Genomic DNA, 18,457 nt, shown 5'->3' on the forward strand with positions numbered 1-18,457 from the left:
GAATTGAGGCTAAAGGATACGCATTTTCAGGAAGGTTGAAATCAAGCTAAAATGACAGATTATCGCTAAAATCGGACAACATAATGCCTGGACTCGGTCTTGAAGGTTACGATCCCGACAGTCAGCATGACCCTGCGGTGGCATTCCACGTGCGGGTGGTGGCAGATGAGCAGCGTATCGCGGAACATCAACACCGCAAGGGGCAGTTGATCCTGGCCCTGCACGGCGCGATCACCTGCGAAGTGGAGAATGCCATGTGGATGGTGCCCCCTCAGTATGCGGTCTGGGTCCCCGGACAGCTGCCGCACAGCAATAAGGCCACACCCAGCGCCCGGCTCTGTTTTTTGTTTATCGAGCCCGGGGCTGTATCGCTGCCGGATCGTTGCTGCACGCTAAAAATTTCACCGCTGGTACGGGAGTTGATCCTGGCCCTGGCAGCGCGCAGCCCAGGGCAACAGGATCCTGCTACCCGACGGCTGGTTGAGGTGCTGTTTGATGAACTGCCCCGCCAGCCCGAGGAGCAGCTGCAGCTCCCGGTCTCCTCGCATCCTAAAATTCGTCTGATGAGTGACACCATGGCCGCCTCCCCGGCGGAATGGCAGACGCTACACCAGTGGGCGCACCATTTTGCAATGAGCGAGCGCAACCTTGCCCGGCTGGTGGTCAGTGAAACCGGGCTCAACTTTCGCCGCTGGCGGCATCAGCTTCAGCTGATCGTGGCCCTGCAGGGATTGATCCGCGGCCAGTCGGTGCAGCAGGTGGCCCATGCTCTGGGTTATGACTCCACCACGGCATTTATCACCATGTTCAAAAAGGGGCTGGGGCAGACTCCGGCGCGGTATATCGCCAGCCTGGCTACGACTTACCGATAAACAGCGATACCAGCCCGGCGGCAATCAGCGGGCCGACCGGCACGCCGCGGAACAGCGCCACCCCCAGCACCGTGCCCACCAGCAGTCCGGCCACCAGCGTGGGCTGGGAGCTCATCAGCGTGACGCCGCGCCCGCCCAGCCACGACACAAACACGCCCACGGCGATGGCAATCAAGGATTTCCAGTTCATGAAGGCGTGGATCAGCGTTGAGGCTGGCAGAGTGCCGCTGGCAATCGGCGCCATCACGCCGATGGTGAGGATAATAATCCCGACGGTCAGACCTTGCTTTTCAATCCACGGGAAAAAACCGCTCAATGGCGTCACCCGGACGATGATCAGCACCAGAATTGAAATTGCTACCGTGGTGTTGTGGCTGACAAAGCCCAGCGCCGCCAGGCCCAGAAGAATGAGCAGAGTAGGGTCGAACATGTTGTATTCCTTGCCAAAATAAAAAAGTAAGCCTGCTTACTTTACCCGCTCGCAGGTAGGTAAAAAGCGTTTTTAACAAAAAATATTCTGATTTGGGCTATTGCCTGACAGGGGATGACGGGACGCTGCGGCCCCGCTTTTTCCACGATAAACAGGTTTTATTTCGCCGACATTTTTTAAAGATAATTGGAAACAATCATTCCGTAGATTTATTAGTAGGCGTCTATATAATATTTTAATTCGCTGACATTTTTTGAGATTTAATCAATTATGATTTTTGTTGTTATTAATCTGTTACTCTGGAGTTCCTGTGAACAGAAAGTTTAAAGAGATTGACGAAACCGTACGCGGTCTGAACCAGTCAACGGATGCACATTTCAAATGGTTAGTAAAACTATTGCGTTTTATCGACAGTCGTAATGTAGATTTACCGGAAGTTTCCAGTGAGGAAGCTCATCTGCATTGCGAGTTTGGTCAATGGCTTAATACCCGGTTACTGGAAGAGCGAGAAGACACAAACTTTTTACTGGATATTAACAAAAAACATATTCATGTTCATCAGGCTTGCCGGCGTTTAATTTCTGCCATTGAACAGCAGCGTCAGCGTAATGAGGATTTTGATCTCTTCGAACAATCGTTGCTGGCGTTCACCGATGTCCTGACCATCTATAAAGTACACCTGCTGCAGCTGCGTACCAGCTATGACGCCCTGACAGGCCTGCCGCTGCGCCGCATCCTCGATGAGTCGTTCGGCAGCATGAATAAAGAGCTGGGCGCCAGTGGCCTCTATTTATTATTGCTGGATATCGATCACTTTAAAAAAGTGAATGATAATTACGGTCATCTGAACGGGGATATTGTTCTGCGTTCACTGGCCCTGAATATCAGTAATAATATCCGGCGCTCTGAGTCGATGTATCGTTATGGAGGAGAAGAGTTTATTGTTTTACTCCATGCCACCCACGACGATGAAGCGGTCATCATTGCCGAGCGCCTGCGCCGCGACATTGCCCGGCTTGAAACTATTGCCGGTGAGCACATTATTCGTATTACTTTTACCGGTGGATTAACGCGTATTCATCAAGGGGAGGTGCTTCGGGAAGTACTGGAGCGGGCGGATATCGCGTTATATACCGGCAAAAAAAGCGGCCGTAATTGTACCCAGCTGATTAACCGGGATCTCGAAACGCAGAAGTTTTGTGATTAACTAAAATACACCAGTTATTTTCAACTGGTGTATTTATTTCTGGGGCCAGGCATTCATCCACATCCATTTCGCATTATAACAATTTCCCACCCATTTCTGCTCCTCTCATTCTCTTTGACCGCCGGTCAGTGACCGGCGGTGGGGTTAGCTGTTGCTGGTGGCAGATTGCTTGTGGAACAGCTCTCTGAATACCGGATAGATATCGTCCTGGTCGCGAATGTGCTGCATCGCGAAGTTATCAAACATGGATTGCAGATGTTCATACTCACGCCACAGCGTCTGGTGGGCGCGGCGGGTGATCTCGATATAGCTGTAGTAACGCACTACCGGAAGCAGTTTTTTCGCCAGAATTTCATGGCATAGCGGCGAATCATCCGCCCAGTTATCGCCATCCGACGCCTGCGCCGCATAGATGTTCCACTGCGCCGGGTCGTAGCGCTCCTTCACCACCTCATCCATCAGCTTCAGGGCGCTGGAAACAATGGTGCCGCCCGTCTCCTGCGAGTAGAAGAACTCATGTTCATCCACCTCTTTCGCCTGGGTGTGGTGGCGGATATAGACCACTTCCACGTTCTTATAGGTTCGGCTCAGGAACAGATAGAGCAGAATATAAAAGCGCTTGGCCATATCTTTGGTGGCCTGATCCATCGAACCGGAGACGTCCATCAGGCAGAACATCACCGCCTGGCTGGAGGGTTCCGCACGTTTCTCGTAATTCTTGTAACGCAGGTCAAAGGTGTCGATAAAGGGCACGCGCTCAATTTTGGCGCGCAGTTCGGCAATCTCTTTGCGCAAACGCTCCTCTTCCAGCAGCTGCGCGGGCTCGCTGTTGGTAACGCTATCCAGGCTGGCTTCAAGCTCGCGAAGCTCACGTTTTTTTCCCGCCGTCATGGCGGTGCGGCGCGCCAGCGAGTTCTGTAACGAACGCACCACGCTAATGTTGGCCGGCACGCCGTTGGCGGTAAAACCGGCCCGGTGCGTTTTATACTCATTCAACTGACGGTGCTGATTTTTCTTCAGATTCGGCAGGGCCAAATCCTCAAACAGCAGATCCAGATACTCATCCTTGGAGATCTGGAAGACAAATTCGTCCTGACCTTCCCCGTCCGGGCTGGCCTGGCCCTGACCACTGCCGCCTCCGCCGCCACCCCCGCCTTGCGGGCGTTCGATGCGGTCGTTCTGGATGAAATGGTCGTTACCGGGATGAACGCGATGGCGCAAACCGCCGCGTCCCTGATGGAACATCGGTTCGCTAATGTCGTCCGTCGGAATAGAAACGGACTCCCCACTGTCTACGTCGGTCACCGAACGCTTATTAATGGCCTCGGAGATCGACTGTTTGATTTGCGCTTTATAACGGCGCAAGAAGCGCTGGCGATTCACCGTGCTCTTGTTTTTACCGTTAAGACGCCGGTCAATAAACCAGGTCATATGCCCCCCGTACTGCATTTGCCAACTTTCAGTGCCCGTAAGTGCCGGATGACGCTGACGCTTATCCGGCCTACGGAACATTGTAGTAGGCCCGGCAAGCAACGCGCCGCCGGGCTTCTCGGGCTATTAAGACGATTTACGCACGCGCAGGTACCATTCGCAGAGCAGGCGAACCTGTTTGCGGGTGTAACCTTTCTCCATCATGCGGTCGACAAAATCGTCGTGCTTTTTCTGCTCGTCGGTTGAGGTTTTGGCATTAAAGGAAATGACCGGCAACAGCTCCTCGGTATTGGAGAACATTTTCTTCTCAATAACCGTGCGCAGTTTTTCGTAGCTGGTCCAGTTCGGATTTCGTCCGCTGAAGTTCGCTCTGGCGCGCAGCACAAAGTTGACGATCTCATTTCGGAAGTCTTTCGGATTGCTGATCCCGGCAGGCTTCTCGATTTTTTCCAGTTCCGCATTCAGTGACTCGCGGTCAAACAGCTGGCCGGTATCCGGGTCGCGATACTCCTGATCCTGGATCCAGAAGTCAGCATAGGTAACGTAGCGGTCAAAAATGTTCTGCCCGTACTCGGAGTAGGATTCCAGGTAGGCGGTCTGGATCTCTTTGCCAATGAACTCGGCGTATTTCGGGATTAGATAGCCTTTCAGGAACTCCAGATAACGTTCAGCCTGCTCCTGAGGGAACTGTTCACGCTCAATTTGCTGCTCCAGGACGTAGAACAGATGTACCGGGTTAGCGGCCACTTCAGCATGGTCAAAGTTGAACACGCGGGAGAGGATTTTGAACGCAAAGCGCGTGGAGAGACCGTTCATCCCTTCATCCACACCGGCGTAATCGCGATACTCCTGGTAGGACTTCGCTTTCGGGTCGGTATCTTTGAGGCTTTCACCGTCATAGACGCGCATTTTCGAGTAGATGCTGGAGTTTTCTGGCTCTTTCAGGCGCGACAGAATTGAGAAGCGCGACAGCGTTTCCAGGGTTCCCGGGGCGCATGGGGCGTGAACCAGCTCACTGTGGTTCAGCAGTTTTTCGTAAATCTTGATCTCTTCGGAGATCCGCAGGCAGTAAGGCACTTTGACGATATAAACACGGTCAAGGAAGGCCTCGTTGTTTTTGTTGTTTCGGAAGGTAACCCATTCCGATTCGTTGGAGTGCGCCAGAATAATGCCGTTAAACGGCAGGGCGGAGATCCCTTCCGTACCGTTGTAGTTACCCTCCTGGGTTGCGGTCAGCAGCGGATGCAGCACCTTAATCGGCGCTTTAAACATCTCGACGAACTCCATAATCCCCTGGTTGGCGCGGCACAGGGCACCGGAATAACCGTAAGCATCAGGATCGTTTTGCGCGTGGTTTTCCAGTTTACGGATGTCCACTTTACCTACCAGCGCAGAGATATCCTGGTTGTTCTCGTCACCCGGTTCGGTTTTAGCAATCGCAATCTGTTCCAGAATGGAAGGCCAGGCTTTCACCACGCGGAATTTGGTAATGTCGCCGCCAAATTCATGCAGGCGCTTCGCGGCCCACGGCGACATAATAGTGCCGAGATAGCGACGAGGAATGCCGTACTCTTTATCCAGAATCTGCGCATCTTCCTGCGGGTTAAACAGGCACAGCGGATGGTCGTTGACCGGGCTGCGTTCGCCGTTGGCGCTGAGCACGTAAATCGGTACACGCTGCATCAACGCTTTCAGCCGTTCAGCCAGCGAGGATTTACCACCGCCGACGGGACCCAGCAGATACAGGATCTGTTTCTTCTCTTCAAGACCCTGAGCAGCGTGCTTCAGGTAGGAAACAATCTGCTCGATGGCATCTTCCATGCCGTAAAATTCTTCAAACGCAGGATATCGGGCGACGACCCGATTCGAAAACAGACGGGAAAGCCGTGGCTCCTGGGCAGTATCAACCATATTCGGCTCACCAATAGCCATCAATAGTCGTTCTGCCGCATTGGCATAGGCACTGCGATCTTGCCGACAAATGGTAAGAAACTCCTGCAGTGTGAACTCTTCGTCCTTGGCAGCTTCATAGCGCTGGCGATAGTGATCGAATATATTCATGGCATGCCGTCCTTTCGTTTTTTAGCACAGGAAAAGAGCCGTTCATATGAATAGTAGAGGCTCCCGGAAGCGGGATCCGTTGCACCTCACTGCCAGAGCAGCAACCCGTGTGCCAGGTCGGGCGCTAAAACCGCGGGGTGATTCGGTATTCAGCTTCTTAAAATTAAGCGTAGATGGCATTTGCAAAACTTGCCTGCACGCAAAATCTAATTTCAATGACATATCAATAACTCATCCAGAAATTCAGCCAAATCCTGTCAGACAAAGAGACTTCCTTCACTGAACGGTAATCTGGCTGACAGCGTTCCGTCATTTGCCGCAAACAAAATAAGGGGTTAATCAAATTGATTAGCTGACAAAAAATTTTGAGAAATGGGGGGAATGACGGTTACACTTCACCCGCTGATTATTTGACTACAGGAAAGAATGGATTGTGACCAAACTCAAACTTCTGGCACTGGGGATTATCGTTGCCACCTCAGTGAGTACAGCATACGCGGAAAATCAGTGGTCAGTTGGTGCTGGTGTCGGCGTAATCAATAGCCCTTATAAACAATATGACCGTGATTTCTATCCGGTTCCGGTTGTCACTTATGAAGGTGATAATTTCTGGTTCCGCGGGCTGGGCGGTGGCTACTATCTTTGGAACGACCAGACCGACAAACTCTCCGTCATGGCCTACTACGACCCAACGCACTTCAAGCCAGGCGACAGCGACAACTACCAGCTTCGTCAGCTCGATAAACGTAAGAGCACCATGATGGCGGGGGTTTCCTGGGTCCATAACACCGAATACGGTTTCCTGCGCACCGCCCTGGCTGGCGATACGCTTGATAACAGTAATGGCTATATCTGGGATCTGGCGTGGTTGTACCGTTACACCAATGGCGGGCTGACGCTGACTCCGGGCATCGGTCTGGAATACCACAGCGAAAACTACAACGACTACTATTATGGCGTGTCCCATAAAGAGTCCCGTCGCAGCGGCCTGAACAGCTATGACGCAGATGATGGCTGGAACCCGTACCTGGAACTGACTGCCAGCTATAAATTTGCTCCTGACTGGAACGTCTACGCCACGGGGCGTTATAACCGCCTGAGCGACGAAGTGAAGGACAGTCCGATGGTCGATAAGTCCTGGACGGGGCTGATGTCGGTGGGTCTGACCTGGAGCTTCTGATTGTGCATTTTTACTGTGCAATTTGTGCATCACAACGGGGCTCTTGAGCCCCGTTTGTTTTAGGGTGGTGCAGATAAACAGGAGAATGTGATGAGCGAAAAAACCGTTAACTTTGGCAACAACATCGTCCTTCCGGCCATTGGCCAGGGTACCTGGTACATGGGCGAAAAAGCGAGCCAGCGCCGCCAGGAAGTGGACGCCCTGCGGGCTGGCATTGAGCGCGGGCTGACGCTGATTGATACCGCCGAGATGTATGCCGACGGCGGCGCGGAAAAGGTGGTCGGCGAGGCGATCAAAGGCCTGCGCGACGAGGTGTTTCTGGTCTCCAAAGTCTACCCGTGGAATGCCGGAGGGCACAAAGGGATAGCCGCCTGCGAAGCCAGCCTGCGCCGTCTCGGCACCGAGTATATTGACCTTTATCTGCTGCACTGGCGCGGGAATTACGCCCTGGATGAGACCGTCCGGCTGATGGAGACGCTGCAACAGCAGGGGAAAATTGGCCGCTGGGGCGTCTCGAACCTCGACTTTGCGGATATGCAGGAGCTTTGGCAGGTGCCAGGCGGACAGGTCTGCGCGGCCAATCAGGTGCTGTACCATCTGGCCTCGCGCGGTATCGAATATGACCTACTGCCATGGTGTCAGCAGCAGTCGATGCCGGTGATGGCCTATTGCCCGCTGGCGCAGGCCGGGCGGCTACGCTCAGGGCTGTTCAATCATCCGGTAGTGAATGCGATAGCGCAGGAGTACCAGATCACGGCGGCGCAGGTTCTGCTGGCGTGGGTGATAAGTCATCGCGGGGTCGTGGCTATCCCGAAAGCGTCATCCATTAAGCATGTGGAAGAGAATGCGGGCGCCCTGGGCATTTCGCTCTCTGCGGAGGCGTTAAAGCAGCTGGATGCGGCCTTCCCGGCGCCTGAACAGAAAACGGCGTTAGACATGGTGTGAAGTGAGCGTAATGCCCTCTCAACATGGAGAGGGCAAGGGTAGGGGATTAACGCTTCACAATGTGAATCGTCTGTCCCAGACGGGAAGGTTTCTCTTCCGTCGCGGTTTGCGGTTCGCTGACGCAGGCGGTTTCCACGCAAACAAAGGTCTTATAGCCGTCGTCCGGAACGTCGCCCATGCTCACTGACAGCGCCGGGCCCGGGTTCCAGCCCACCACGTTGCTGTGATGATGATGGATCACTTCAATCGCGCGATTCAGCACGGTATCTTCAATGACGCTGCAGGCTTCCGGGTTCAGGTAGACGCGGTCAGTACGATCCGGGAATGTCTGTGAGCCGTCGTTGAGTTTGCCCTCTTTCGCATTATCCACTTTGTCGATAAAGCTATCGCCGAGGCCGTTCACCGTTACGGCAGCGATATCGCCGACGTTGAAGTAGGTGTGCAGGGCAGAGGTGGTCTCAAATTCACCGTGCGCTTCCAGCTCGATCTCGCAGGTTTTACCTAACTTGAAGCGGGCGTACAGGGTGAAGTCGTGCGGCCACAGTTTGCGGGTCTCGTCGTCGCTTTGCAGTTCAAAGGTCAGCACCACGCCGGATTCATCTTCGTTATGGGCTTTCAGCGTCCACGGCAGGTTGCGGGCAAAACCGTGCGACGGCAGGCCCTGTTCGGTAGCCGGGCCAAACCACGGCCAGCAGATAGGTACGCCGCCGCGGATTGCCGCCCCTTTTTTAAAGGAGGTGATGTCGCTCAGCCACAGCGCTTCCACTTCACCTTCTGGCTGCCAGGAGAGCAGATGCGCGCCGTGGAGGGCGACAGAAGCCTTAACCTGCGGATGTTCAATCACGATAACTTCGACATCATCAATCTGACGGCGGGAAAGCACAGGGGTAAGTTGTTCGACTACCGGAAGTGCAAAAATTGTTTTAATCATTACGCAATCCTCTGTCTCTAATGCCATAAAAAAAGGCGACCGAGGTCGCCTTTTTGGATCAGTTTCTCATCTCAACTTATTTGGAGATGTGAGCGATCAGGTCCAGAACTTTGTTAGAGTAACCGGTTTCGTTGTCGTACCAGGAAACCAGTTTCACGAAGTTGTCGTTCAGTGCGATACCTGCTTTAGCATCGAACACGGAAGTGCACACTTCGCCGTTGAAATCGGTAGAAACAACGTCGTCTTCGGTGTAACCCAGAACGCCTTTCATTGCGCCTTCAGAAGCCGCTTTGATTGCTTTCTTGATTTCTTCGTAGCTTGCTGCTTTTTCCAGACGAACGGTCAGGTCAACAACAGATACGTTAGGAGTAGGAACGCGGAACGCCATACCAGTCAGTTTGCCGTTCAGCTCTGGCAGAACTACGCCAACTGCTTTAGCAGCACCGGTAGAAGAAGGGATGATGTTCTGAGCTGCGCCGCGGCCGCCGCGCCAGTCTTTATGAGACGGGCCATCAACAGTTTTCTGAGTAGCGGTGGTAGCGTGAACGGTGGTCATCAGGCCTTCAACGATACCGAAGTTGTCGTTGATAACTTTAGCCAGTGGCGCCAGGCAGTTGGTGGTGCAGGATGCGTTAGAAACGATGTCCTGGCCAGCATACTTCTCGAAGTTAGCGCCTTTAACGAACATTGGGGTGTTGTCTTTGGAAGGACCAGTCAGAACAACTTTTTTCGCGCCAGCGGTGATGTGCTTACGCGCAGTTTCGTCGGTCAGGAAGATACCGGTTGCTTCAGCAACAACGTCAACACCGATTTCGTTCCACTTCAGGTTAGCTGGATCTTTTTCAGCAGTAACACGGATGGTTTTGCCGTTGACAACCAGGTGGCCGTCTTTCACTTCAACGGTGCCGTTGAAACGACCGTGAGTTGAGTCGTACTTCAGCATGTACGCCATGTATTCAGCGTCTAACAGATCGTTGATACCAACGATTTCGATGTCAGAACGTTCCTGAGCAGCACGGAAAACAATACGGCCGATACGGCCAAAACCGTTGATACCTACTTTGATAGTCATATATTCCACCAGCTATTTGTTAGTGAATAAAAGGTTGCGTGTAAAATTACAAAAACCTTACGCAGCGTCAAGCGGAATCGTGTCAATCATTGCGACAAATCAATCCTTCGCACTACCTTTGCTCGATTGACCCACCTCACATTCCCTTGGAGCTTGCACCCATATGGGGCCTGCGCACGGAATTTTAAAGGGCTGACCACATAAAAACGTGGAGTAGATCACATTTGTCTGAGTGCCTCTACGCAACGAGTAAGTTTAGAACAAAAGTTCATACTTCAGTGTTAATGTTTTGTTAGAATCGGGGGTAAAAGTTGTCTGTTTCAACTGCGAGATGTAAGCCTATGTCGAATCAACAAAACCCCGATGAACTGAAAAAAAACCTCACAGAAATGCAGTTCTACGTGACGCAAAACCACGGTACGGAACCGCCGTTTACCGGGCGTCTGCTGCATAACAAACGGGATGGTGTCTACCACTGCCTGGTGTGTGACGCTGCGCTGTTTAACTCCCAAAGCAAATATGATTCTGGCTGTGGTTGGCCAAGCTTTTATGAACCGGTAAGTGAAGAGGCCATTCACTATCTGAAGGACTTCAGCCATGATATGGAGCGCATTGAGATTCGCTGTGGAAACTGTGACGCCCATCTCGGTCACGTCTTCCCGGACGGCCCACAGCCGACAGGCGAGCGTTTTTGCGTCAATTCCGCCTCATTAAGCTTCACTGATGACCAGAATGGCGACCAGACGAAAGGCTGAAAAATCGATTCAGCAAATTATTCCTTCGGAGCCGGATTTAACATGAATATTGAAGAGATGATTAAGGGCATGACGCCGGAAGTGTATCAGCGTCTGGTCACGGCAGTGGAGCTGGGGAAATGGGCCGATGGCGTGGCGTTGACCGCCGAGCAGAAAGAGAACTGTCTGCAGTTAGTGATGCTGTGGCAGGCGCGCAATAATACCGATGCGCAGCACATGACCATCGACACCCAGGGTCAGATGGTGATGAAGAGTAAGCAACAGCTGAAAGAGGATTTTGGCATCGCGCCAAAATCGATCGCGACGCTGAAAATGCAGTAACCATGCGGGCTAATGCCCTCTCCCGCAGGGAGAGGGCTAATTTTTACTTAATCCCCAGCGACTCGGCTAACTGCTTCGCCAGCTGGTTGTTGTCATCCGCGCCGTACTCCCAGAACATCGCCCCGGCCAGACCTTTCTCTTTGATGTACTCCGCTTTGATGGTCACCGACCGCGGGTTTTCGTACGACAGGGCAAACAGCGCCTTGCCATCATCACCCTTAACCGACAGCCACGGCACTTTGGCCTGGTCGTCCCACTGCTCGGTAAAGCGTTTTTGCGGATCGTTTAATAACGTTTTCACGATATCGTTGTACTTCACATAGGTGTCTTTGGTCAGATCGTAGCCCAGCGATTTGAACAGCTCGATCTGCTGTGCGCCGAAATAAGGCTGAGTCGCGGGGTTTTTTTGCGCATCCGGCTTGCTCCAGTCGATGCCAGGCTCAACGGCACGCTTGGGTACCCGGCCATAGAAACCGATACCCAGGTTCATCTGCTGCGGCTTCAGCCCGGCGGCCAGATAGTTGTTAACCACGAAATCCACGCTGTATTTATCCGCGGCGGCTACGGTGGGCCAGGCGCTGGAGTCATACAGGTTAGCGTTGAAGTACTGGGTGCCGTACGCCATGTCGTAGGTCATCAGGTTGATGTAATCAAGTAACGGCGCAACCGCTTTAACGTCTACCCAACTTTTCGGGCTCTCCACATTGGCACCGACGGCGATGGTCACCAGTTTTTTATCCCCGAATGCAGCACGCAACTCTTTCAGCAGGGCGGTAAAGTTATCCCGGTCCTCAGGCTTGCTGGCGACCAGTCCCCATGCGCCGTTAACCGGGAACTCCCAGTCGAGGTCAATCCCGTCGAGACCGTATTTATCGACAATTTCCTGAGCTGAGCGGATGAACACGGCTCGAGTCTCTTTGGTCGATGCCGCCCCCGAGAAGCCACGCGCCCCCCAGCCACCCACGGAGAGCAGCACCTTGAGGTCAGGGTTTTGTTTGCGCAGGACAGGGAGTAAAGCCAGATCGGCCGCGACTTTTGGGGAGAGCCAGATTTGATGCAGTTTGTTCGGATCTTTTAGCGCCGGGTTGGTTTCGTCTTTCTCGTCGTTATAGATAAGGCCAAACGAGTAGTTAAGGTGGGTGATCTGACGCACATCGAGTTTGTTGATATCCCCGCCCGGTCCGGCGGTGACGTCGCCACCCCCGTTAAAATAGCCCACCGACATCAGGGAGCTGGCGGAAGCAACGGACGCGCAGAGCAGGGGTAAAGCTGCCAGCAAAGGCAAACGTTTCATAGCAATTCCTCTTCAATTTTGACGGTAAAAAAACAAGCACGCCACGTAATGGCGTGGCGAAAAAAGTGCCAAAAAAGAATAGCATTGCCGCCTCGCTGAGAGTGCGAGGCAGTTCACCTTATGGGACTTAATAAGAATTGTGCCCAGCGGCGCTGCGCTTGCACGGGCCTACGGGGGGGCGGGGTTTTGCCCGGCGGCGCTGCGCTTGCACGGGCCTACGGGGGGCGGGGTTTTGCCCGGCGGCGCTGCGCTTGCACGGGCCTACGGGGGGGCGGGGTTTTGCCCGGCGGCGCTGCGCTTGCACGGGCCTACGGGGGCGGGGTTTTGCCCGGCGGCGCTGCGCTTGCACGGGCCTACGGGGGCGGGGTTTTGCCCGGCGGCGCTGCGCTTGCACGGGCCTACGGTGGGCGGGGTTTTGCCCGGCGGCGCTGACGCTTGCATGGGCCTGCGGGTTTTGTAGGCCGGGTAAGGCGTAGCCGCCACCCGGCATAAGGCTATCAGGCCTGCGTCTCCTGCCAGTCTGCCAGCGTATAAAGCGTGGCGCCTTCCGCCGCCATATCCATAAACGCCTGCGCGCTGTCCTGGCGCTGAATGTTGACTCCACGACAGCCGTCGGTGATCACGTTCACCCGGTAGCCCAGCTGTAACGCATCCAGCACGGTAAATTTGACGCAGTAATCGGTCGCCAACCCCATCACGATTAGCTCCACGATTTCGTGATGGCGCAGCCACTGATCCAGCCCGGTTTTCTGCCGGTGGCCGTTATCAAAGAAGGCGCTGTAGCTGTCGATGTTCGGGTTTTCCCCTTTCTGGAAAATGGCGTCAATGGCTTTGCTGTTGAGCAGGGGATGCAGCTCTGCGCCTTCGGTGTGCTGCACACAGTGATCGGGCCAGAAGGTTTGCGGCAGGCCATCCAGCTCGCCCTGAGTGAAGGGCTCGACGCTGTGCTGGCTGGCAAAGCTGCCGTGATCTGCCGGATGCCAGTCCTGGCTGGCCACCACCGCTTCGCCGCGGGCTTTACACCACTCGATCAGGGCGTTGGCAACGTCTACCGTGCTGTCGCCTTCGGCCACAGCCAGCGCGCCGCCGGCGCAAAAATCATTCTGTAAATCCACCAGTAACAGGGCACGTTGTTTCATGCTCACTCCTTATTCGTCTGGCGTCAGTTCGCCACGCAGGTTTTGCATCATCGCCGTACGAATCGACTGCACGTCCAGATCCTGACTCAGTAAGTAGTGAAGTTTAGTCAGGGTGGCTTCTACCGTCATGTCGAATCCGCTCACGACCCCCGCCTGCGCCAGGGCGTTACCGGTGGCATAGCCGCCCATATTCACCTTGCCGGACATGCACTGGGTCAGGTTTACCACCACGATGCCGCGGCTGCTCGCTTCCTGAAGCTCCTTCAGAAACTCGCCGTTTTGCGGGGCGTTGCCCACGCCGTAGGAGCGCAGGATGAGCGCTTTTACCGGCTGACGCAGGAAATTACGCACCACATCGGCGGAGATACCCGGATAAATGGTCACCACGCCAATAGGCTGCGGCGTAATCGGGTGCACCACCAGCTCGCCGGAAGTATGCGGCGCGGGAGGGGTACCGAGGCGGCGGATATGGATCCCGGCTTCCAGCAGTGGAGAGAGATTGGGTGAGGCAAAAGCATCAAAGCCGTCCGCATGTGCTTTGGTGGTACGATTGCCGCGATACAGGCGGTTGTTGAAGAACAGGCTCACTTCGTTAATCGGGAAGTTGGCCGCCACGTACAGCGAGTTAAGCAGGTTGATCTGCCCGTCGGAACGCAGCTCCGCCAGCGGGATCTGCGAGCCGGTGACGATCACCGGTTTGCTGAGGTTTTCCAGCATGAAGGAGAGGGCCGAGGCGGTAAACGCCATGGTGTCGGTGCCGTGCAGGATCACGAAGCCATCATATTGATCGTAGTGCGCCTTGATGTCGTCGGCGATATGTTGCCAGTCTTCCGGGGTCATGTCGGAAGAGTCCATCAGCGGATCGTACTCGTGGATGGTGAAGTCCGGCATCTCCGGGCGGTGGAACTCAGGCATTAACGCCAGCTGGCGCTGCAGGTGGCCCGAAACCGGGATATAGCCATTTTCCGAGCGCTGCATACCGATGGTACCGCCGGTATAGGCCACATAGATTGATTTCTTTTGCATGATGTAATGTTCTTGGGCTTCAAAGAAAAATCCCCTCTTCGCAGAAGAGGGGATGGGGATTAACGTACGTTAGCGCAGGTGAGGCAGAACGCGTAGCGGTTTTGCGGATCGTTAAAGGCGGCCAGCTTGTCGCCCTCCGCTTTAACTGCCTTCGCCGCCGAGGCGACCGGCGCTGGCAGATACGCCTGCAGCGCGTCCGGCAGCATGGCTTTGACCGAGCCGGAGAAGCTGTCCATCACCAAATCGATGAAGGTCGGCTCATCCTGATAGAAGTCGATATGCCACTGCTTCAGCTTCGCCAGTTCGGCGGCCTTGGCCACGGCGTCATCGAAATCGCCCAGGTTATCCACCAGCCCGTTGGATTTCGCATCCTGGCCGGTCCAGACGTGGCCCTGGGCAATCTGGTCGATCTGCGCCGGGGTCTGCTTACGGGAGTCGGCCACCAGGGTGATAAAGCGCTTATAGCCGTTCTCAATGCTGAGCTGCATCATCTGTGACACTTCCGGCGGCAGTGCTTTGGTGATGGCAATATCCGCCAGCGGCGAGGTCGCCACGCCGTCGGTATGCACGCCCAGATAGTCGAGGCTGTTCTCTACGGTGTTAATGACGCCGAAGATGCCGATGGAGCCGGTTAGGGTGCTTGGGTTCGCCACGATGTAGTTCGCCGGGGTCGAGATCCAGTAACCACCGGATGCCGCCATGCCGCCCATGGAAACCACCACCGGTTTACCGGCGGTGCGGGCCGCTGACAGTTCCGCGCGGATCACTTCCGATGCGCTGACGCTGCCGCCCGGGCTGTTCACCCGCAGGACAATGGCTTTCACTTTCGGATCGAGACGCGCATCGCGGATCTGCGCGGCGGTGGTATCACCCCCGACGTTGCCCGGCGTCTCTTCGCCATCCATGATCGCCCCGTTAGCGAAGACCACGGCAATGCTGTCACCGGTATCGGCCGGTTTTTTCGCCTGATAATCATAGAAGCTGATGGCGCTGTAGTTCTTGTCCTCTTTGCTCCAGCCGAACTGCTTAGTCAGGGACTTTTCAATTTCGGCGCTGGAGCCCAGGGCGTCCACCAGCTTGCTGTTCAGCGCATACTTCGCGGTATCGCCATCGACTTTACGCAGCCCATCCAGCACGCCCTGCGCACCCGGGAAGACCTGCTCCGGAGCGATCTGGCGGTTGGCGGCGACGGTGGCGAGATAGTGCTGCCACAGCTCGCCAATCCAGCGGCTATCCGCTTCACGGGCGGCAGGAGACATATCGTCGCGGATAAACGGCTCTACGGCAGATTTATAGGTCCCGACGCGGAAGACGTGGGTCGTGACTTTCAGCTTATCGAGCAGCGATTTGTAATAGAGGCCATTGGTGGCGAAACCGTGCAGATCGACGGTGCCCTGCGGCGAGAGCCACACTTTATTGGCAAAGCTTGCCAGATAGTACTGCCCCTGGCTGTAGTTATCGCCCACCGCAATCACCGGTTTGCCGCTGTCGCGGAACTCACGCAGCGCTTTACCGATGTACTGCATGGAAGGCTGATCCGCTCCGGCAAAGTTCTTCAGATCCAGCACGATGCCTGTGATGTTGCGGTCATCCTTCGCCTGACGAATAGCATCGACGATATCGAACAGCGAGTTTTCCTGCAGACGGTCGCTGCTGGCGCCAAACAGCTGGCGGCCCAGTACCCCAAGACGGTTGCTGGTGGAGGGTTTATCGACCACGACCCCTGCGATATCCAGCAACAGCGCGCCGCGGCCGGCGCTCTGAGCCTGGTTGTTGGCGCTGAGGTGCATCCACACGCCCACGCAAACCATCAGAATAAGGATGAAGAAAATGTTCATCACCAGATTTCGGACGAAATTCAGCAGACGCCACGTCCATTTAAAAAAGCCGGCAAACAGTCGCCAGAGGGTTCGCATGTATTCTCCCTGTCCAGATAATTACCTTCCCGTCGCCACTGGACGGTGTTGTCGGGCTATCGTAATGACCCGACCGCCACTTGTCAGCAGGAATCGCCTGCCACGCTGTAACAAAATCTGCCGTCGTGTTAATTTTGAGTAAATTTCAAGACAGGAGTAACCCCATGGATGCACTCGAACTGCTTGTTAACCGCCGAAGCGCGGCGCGTCTGACCGAGCCCGCCCCGGCAGGCGAACAGCTGGACAACATTCTTCGCGCCGGGATGCGCGCCCCGGATCACGGCACCTTACAGCCGTGGCACTTCTTTATCATAGAGGGTGAAGGACGCGAGCGCTTCAGTACCCTGCTGGAGAAAGGGGCCGTGGCCGCCGGACAGGATGAAAAGGCGATTGAGAAAGCCCGCAACGCGCCGTTCCGCGCGCCGATGATTATCGCCGTGGTTGCCAAATGCCAGCCGCAGCACAAAGTGCCGGTGTGGGAGCAGGAGATGTCTGCCGGCTGTGCGGTAATGGCTATGCAGATGGCTGCCGTCGCCCAGGGTTACAACGGTATCTGGCGCAGCGGCGCATTAACCGACAGCCCGGTGGTCCGCGAAGGCCTGGACTGCGGCGCACACGACAAAATCGTCGGTTTCCTCTATCTGGGTACCCCGCAGCTGAAAGCCTCGACCACCGTCTCCGTGCCCGACACTGGGCCGTTTGTCACTCATTTCTGATCCCCGGTGCAAAAACTGTCTGGATCCTGAACAACTGCCGCAGAATTCAGACAGTCATACTTATCACTTAATGGAATGAGCGCTAACATAGTGCAATTGTAATGAAAGGAGATTGTCATGAGCGAGCAAGCCATTCGTTTAACGCAATACAGCCATGGAGCCGGTTGCGGTTGTAAAATTTCCCCCAAAGTGCTGGAAACCATTCTGCATAGCGAGCAGGCGAAGTTTGTCGACCCGAACCTGCTTGTGGGTAACGAAACCCGCGACGATGCCGCGGTCTACGATTTAGGTAACGGCACCAGCGTTATCAGCACCACCGATTTCTTTATGCCGATCGTCGATAACCCGTACGACTTTGGGCGCATTGCCGCCACCAACGCTATCAGCGACATCTTCGCCATGGGCGGAAAGCCGATCATGGCGATTGCGATCCTCGGCTGGCCAATTAATACCCTGGCCCCGGAGATCGCCCGCGAGGTGATCGAGGGTGGACGCTTCGCCTGCCAGCAGGCGGGGATCGCCCTGGCGGGTGGCCACTCCATTGATGCCCCGGAGCCCATTTTCGGCCTGGCGGTCACCGGTGTGGTGCCGACGGAGCGCGTTAAACGCAACAGCACCGCCGAAGCGGGCTGCAAGCTGTTCCTCACCAAGCCGCTGGGCATTGGCGTGCTCACCACTGCCGAGAAAAAATCCCTGCTGCAGCCGGAGCACAAAGGGCTGGCAACGGAGGTGATGTGCCAGATGAACCTCGCCGGTGCCGCCTTTGCGAACATTGAGGGCGTGAAGGCAATGACCGACGTCACCGGCTTTGGCCTGCTGGGCCATCTGAGCGAAGTGTGCCAGGGGGCAGGCGTGCAGGCCCAGGTCTGGTATCAGGACGTGCCGAAGCTGCCGGGCGTGGAAGACTATATTGCCCAGGGTGCCGTGCCGGGCGGCACGCAGCGTAACTTCGCCAGCTACGGCCACCTGATGGGCGAGATGCCTGCCGAGTGGCGCGATCTGCTGTGCGATCCCCAGACGTCCGGCGGCCTGTTGCTGGCGGTCACGCCGGAGGCAGAAGCCGAAGTCCAGGCGACCGCCGCTGAGTTCGGGATCACCCTGACCGCCATCGGCGAGCTGGTGACCGCCCGCGGCGGCCGTCCGATGATTGAGATCCGTTAA

17 protein-coding genes are annotated in these 18,457 nt (G+C 55.4%); 8 read left to right on the forward strand and 9 right to left on the reverse strand.

Annotated features, from left to right (window positions below):
- Nucleotides 1-83 precede the first annotated feature (83 nt).
- Complete coding sequence (locus ACP4QI_RS08480) at nucleotides 84-872, forward strand: AraC family transcriptional regulator (RefSeq protein WP_285127903.1); 789 nt, start codon at nucleotides 84-86, stop codon at nucleotides 870-872.
- On the opposite strand, the gene ACP4QI_RS08485 is transcribed toward ACP4QI_RS08480, so the two are convergent.
- Nucleotides 856-1,302 carry a DUF441 domain-containing protein gene (locus ACP4QI_RS08485; RefSeq protein ID WP_142489129.1) on the reverse strand — a complete coding sequence of 149 codons (447 nt, stop codon included), beginning with the start codon at nucleotides 1,300-1,302 and terminating at the stop codon, nucleotides 856-858. The two genes, ACP4QI_RS08480 and ACP4QI_RS08485, sit on opposite strands and share 17 nt — an antisense overlap.
- Nucleotides 1,303-1,579: 277 nt before the next feature.
- Here ACP4QI_RS08485 and ACP4QI_RS08490 point away from each other — a divergent pair, with 277 nt between their 5' ends.
- The gene (locus ACP4QI_RS08490; RefSeq protein WP_426494866.1) at nucleotides 1,580-2,509 is read left to right on the forward strand and encodes a diguanylate cyclase; all 930 of its coding nucleotides are present in this window, start codon (nucleotides 1,580-1,582) and stop codon (nucleotides 2,507-2,509) included.
- A 144-nt stretch (nucleotides 2,510-2,653) separates the two neighbouring features.
- Here the strand turns inward: ACP4QI_RS08490 and ACP4QI_RS08495 are convergent, their stop codons facing one another.
- Nucleotides 2,654-3,940 (reverse strand): YeaH/YhbH family protein, encoded by a 1,287-nt coding sequence (locus tag ACP4QI_RS08495; RefSeq protein ID WP_142489131.1) that lies wholly within the window; start codon nucleotides 3,938-3,940, stop codon nucleotides 2,654-2,656.
- 126 nt (nucleotides 3,941-4,066) lie between these two features.
- Nucleotides 4,067-6,001 (reverse strand): protein kinase YeaG, encoded by a 1,935-nt coding sequence (gene yeaG / locus ACP4QI_RS08500; protein ID WP_142489132.1) that lies wholly within the window; start codon nucleotides 5,999-6,001, stop codon nucleotides 4,067-4,069.
- 433 nt (nucleotides 6,002-6,434) lie between these two features.
- On the opposite strand from yeaG, the gene ACP4QI_RS08505 reads away from it, so the two are divergent.
- Nucleotides 6,435-7,181: a MipA/OmpV family protein gene (locus ACP4QI_RS08505; RefSeq protein ID WP_142489133.1), complete on the forward strand. Its 747-nt coding sequence runs from the start codon at nucleotides 6,435-6,437 to the stop codon at nucleotides 7,179-7,181.
- 90 nt (nucleotides 7,182-7,271) lie between these two features.
- Nucleotides 7,272-8,126, forward strand: coding sequence for an aldo/keto reductase (locus ACP4QI_RS08510; RefSeq protein ID WP_426494865.1), 855 nt, complete (start codon nucleotides 7,272-7,274; stop codon nucleotides 8,124-8,126).
- Between the two features lie 46 nt (nucleotides 8,127-8,172).
- On the opposite strand, the gene ACP4QI_RS08515 is transcribed toward ACP4QI_RS08510, so the two are convergent.
- Both ACP4QI_RS08515 and gapA read right to left on the reverse strand, forming a co-directional pair.
- On the reverse strand, nucleotides 8,173-9,057 hold the full coding sequence (locus ACP4QI_RS08515; protein ID WP_426494864.1) for a D-hexose-6-phosphate mutarotase: 885 nt from the start codon (nucleotides 9,055-9,057) through the stop codon (nucleotides 8,173-8,175).
- Nucleotides 9,058-9,133: 76 nt separating this feature from the next.
- Entirely contained in the window at nucleotides 9,134-10,129 is a 996-nt protein-coding gene (gapA, locus tag ACP4QI_RS08520; RefSeq protein ID WP_032617687.1) for a glyceraldehyde-3-phosphate dehydrogenase, read from the reverse strand.
- A gap of 341 nt (nucleotides 10,130-10,470) precedes the next feature.
- On the opposite strand from gapA, the gene msrB reads away from it, so the two are divergent.
- Together msrB and ACP4QI_RS08530 are read left to right on the forward strand one after the other, a co-directional pair.
- Nucleotides 10,471-10,884, forward strand: a complete 414-nt coding sequence (gene msrB / locus ACP4QI_RS08525) for a peptide-methionine (R)-S-oxide reductase MsrB (protein ID WP_426494863.1) — start codon at nucleotides 10,471-10,473, stop codon at nucleotides 10,882-10,884.
- A gap of 42 nt (nucleotides 10,885-10,926) precedes the next feature.
- Nucleotides 10,927-11,205, forward strand: a complete 279-nt coding sequence (locus ACP4QI_RS08530) for a YeaC family protein (protein ID WP_142489137.1) — start codon at nucleotides 10,927-10,929, stop codon at nucleotides 11,203-11,205.
- 43 nt (nucleotides 11,206-11,248) lie between these two features.
- Here the strand turns inward: ACP4QI_RS08530 and ACP4QI_RS08535 are convergent, their stop codons facing one another.
- The 4 genes from ACP4QI_RS08535 to sppA form a co-directional block, all read right to left on the reverse strand.
- Complete coding sequence (locus ACP4QI_RS08535; RefSeq protein WP_142489138.1) at nucleotides 11,249-12,499, reverse strand: glycoside hydrolase family 18 protein; 1,251 nt, start codon at nucleotides 12,497-12,499, stop codon at nucleotides 11,249-11,251.
- Between the two features lie 497 nt (nucleotides 12,500-12,996).
- A complete protein-coding gene (gene pncA, locus ACP4QI_RS08540) occupies nucleotides 12,997-13,638 on the reverse strand; it encodes a bifunctional nicotinamidase/pyrazinamidase (protein ID WP_142489139.1) in 642 nt (213 codons plus the stop codon).
- 9 nt (nucleotides 13,639-13,647) lie between these two features.
- Nucleotides 13,648-14,664, reverse strand: coding sequence for an asparaginase (gene ansA / locus ACP4QI_RS08545; protein ID WP_142489140.1), 1,017 nt, complete (start codon nucleotides 14,662-14,664; stop codon nucleotides 13,648-13,650).
- 59 nt (nucleotides 14,665-14,723) lie between these two features.
- A complete protein-coding gene (sppA, locus tag ACP4QI_RS08550; protein ID WP_426494862.1) occupies nucleotides 14,724-16,580 on the reverse strand; it encodes a signal peptide peptidase SppA in 1,857 nt (618 codons plus the stop codon).
- 164 nt (nucleotides 16,581-16,744) lie between these two features.
- On the opposite strand from sppA, the gene ACP4QI_RS08555 reads away from it, so the two are divergent.
- Both ACP4QI_RS08555 and selD read left to right on the forward strand, forming a co-directional pair.
- Nucleotides 16,745-17,296: an NAD(P)H nitroreductase gene (locus ACP4QI_RS08555; protein ID WP_231312577.1), complete on the forward strand. Its 552-nt coding sequence runs from the start codon at nucleotides 16,745-16,747 to the stop codon at nucleotides 17,294-17,296.
- Nucleotides 17,297-17,413: 117 nt separating this feature from the next.
- Nucleotides 17,414-18,457, forward strand: coding sequence for a selenide, water dikinase SelD (selD, locus tag ACP4QI_RS08560; protein ID WP_156263557.1), 1,044 nt, complete (start codon nucleotides 17,414-17,416; stop codon nucleotides 18,455-18,457).

It is taken from the genome of Leclercia sp. TB492 (genome assembly GCF_049974505.2).
Classification (GTDB): Bacteria; Pseudomonadota; Gammaproteobacteria; order Enterobacterales; family Enterobacteriaceae; genus Enterobacter; species Enterobacter adecarboxylatus_C.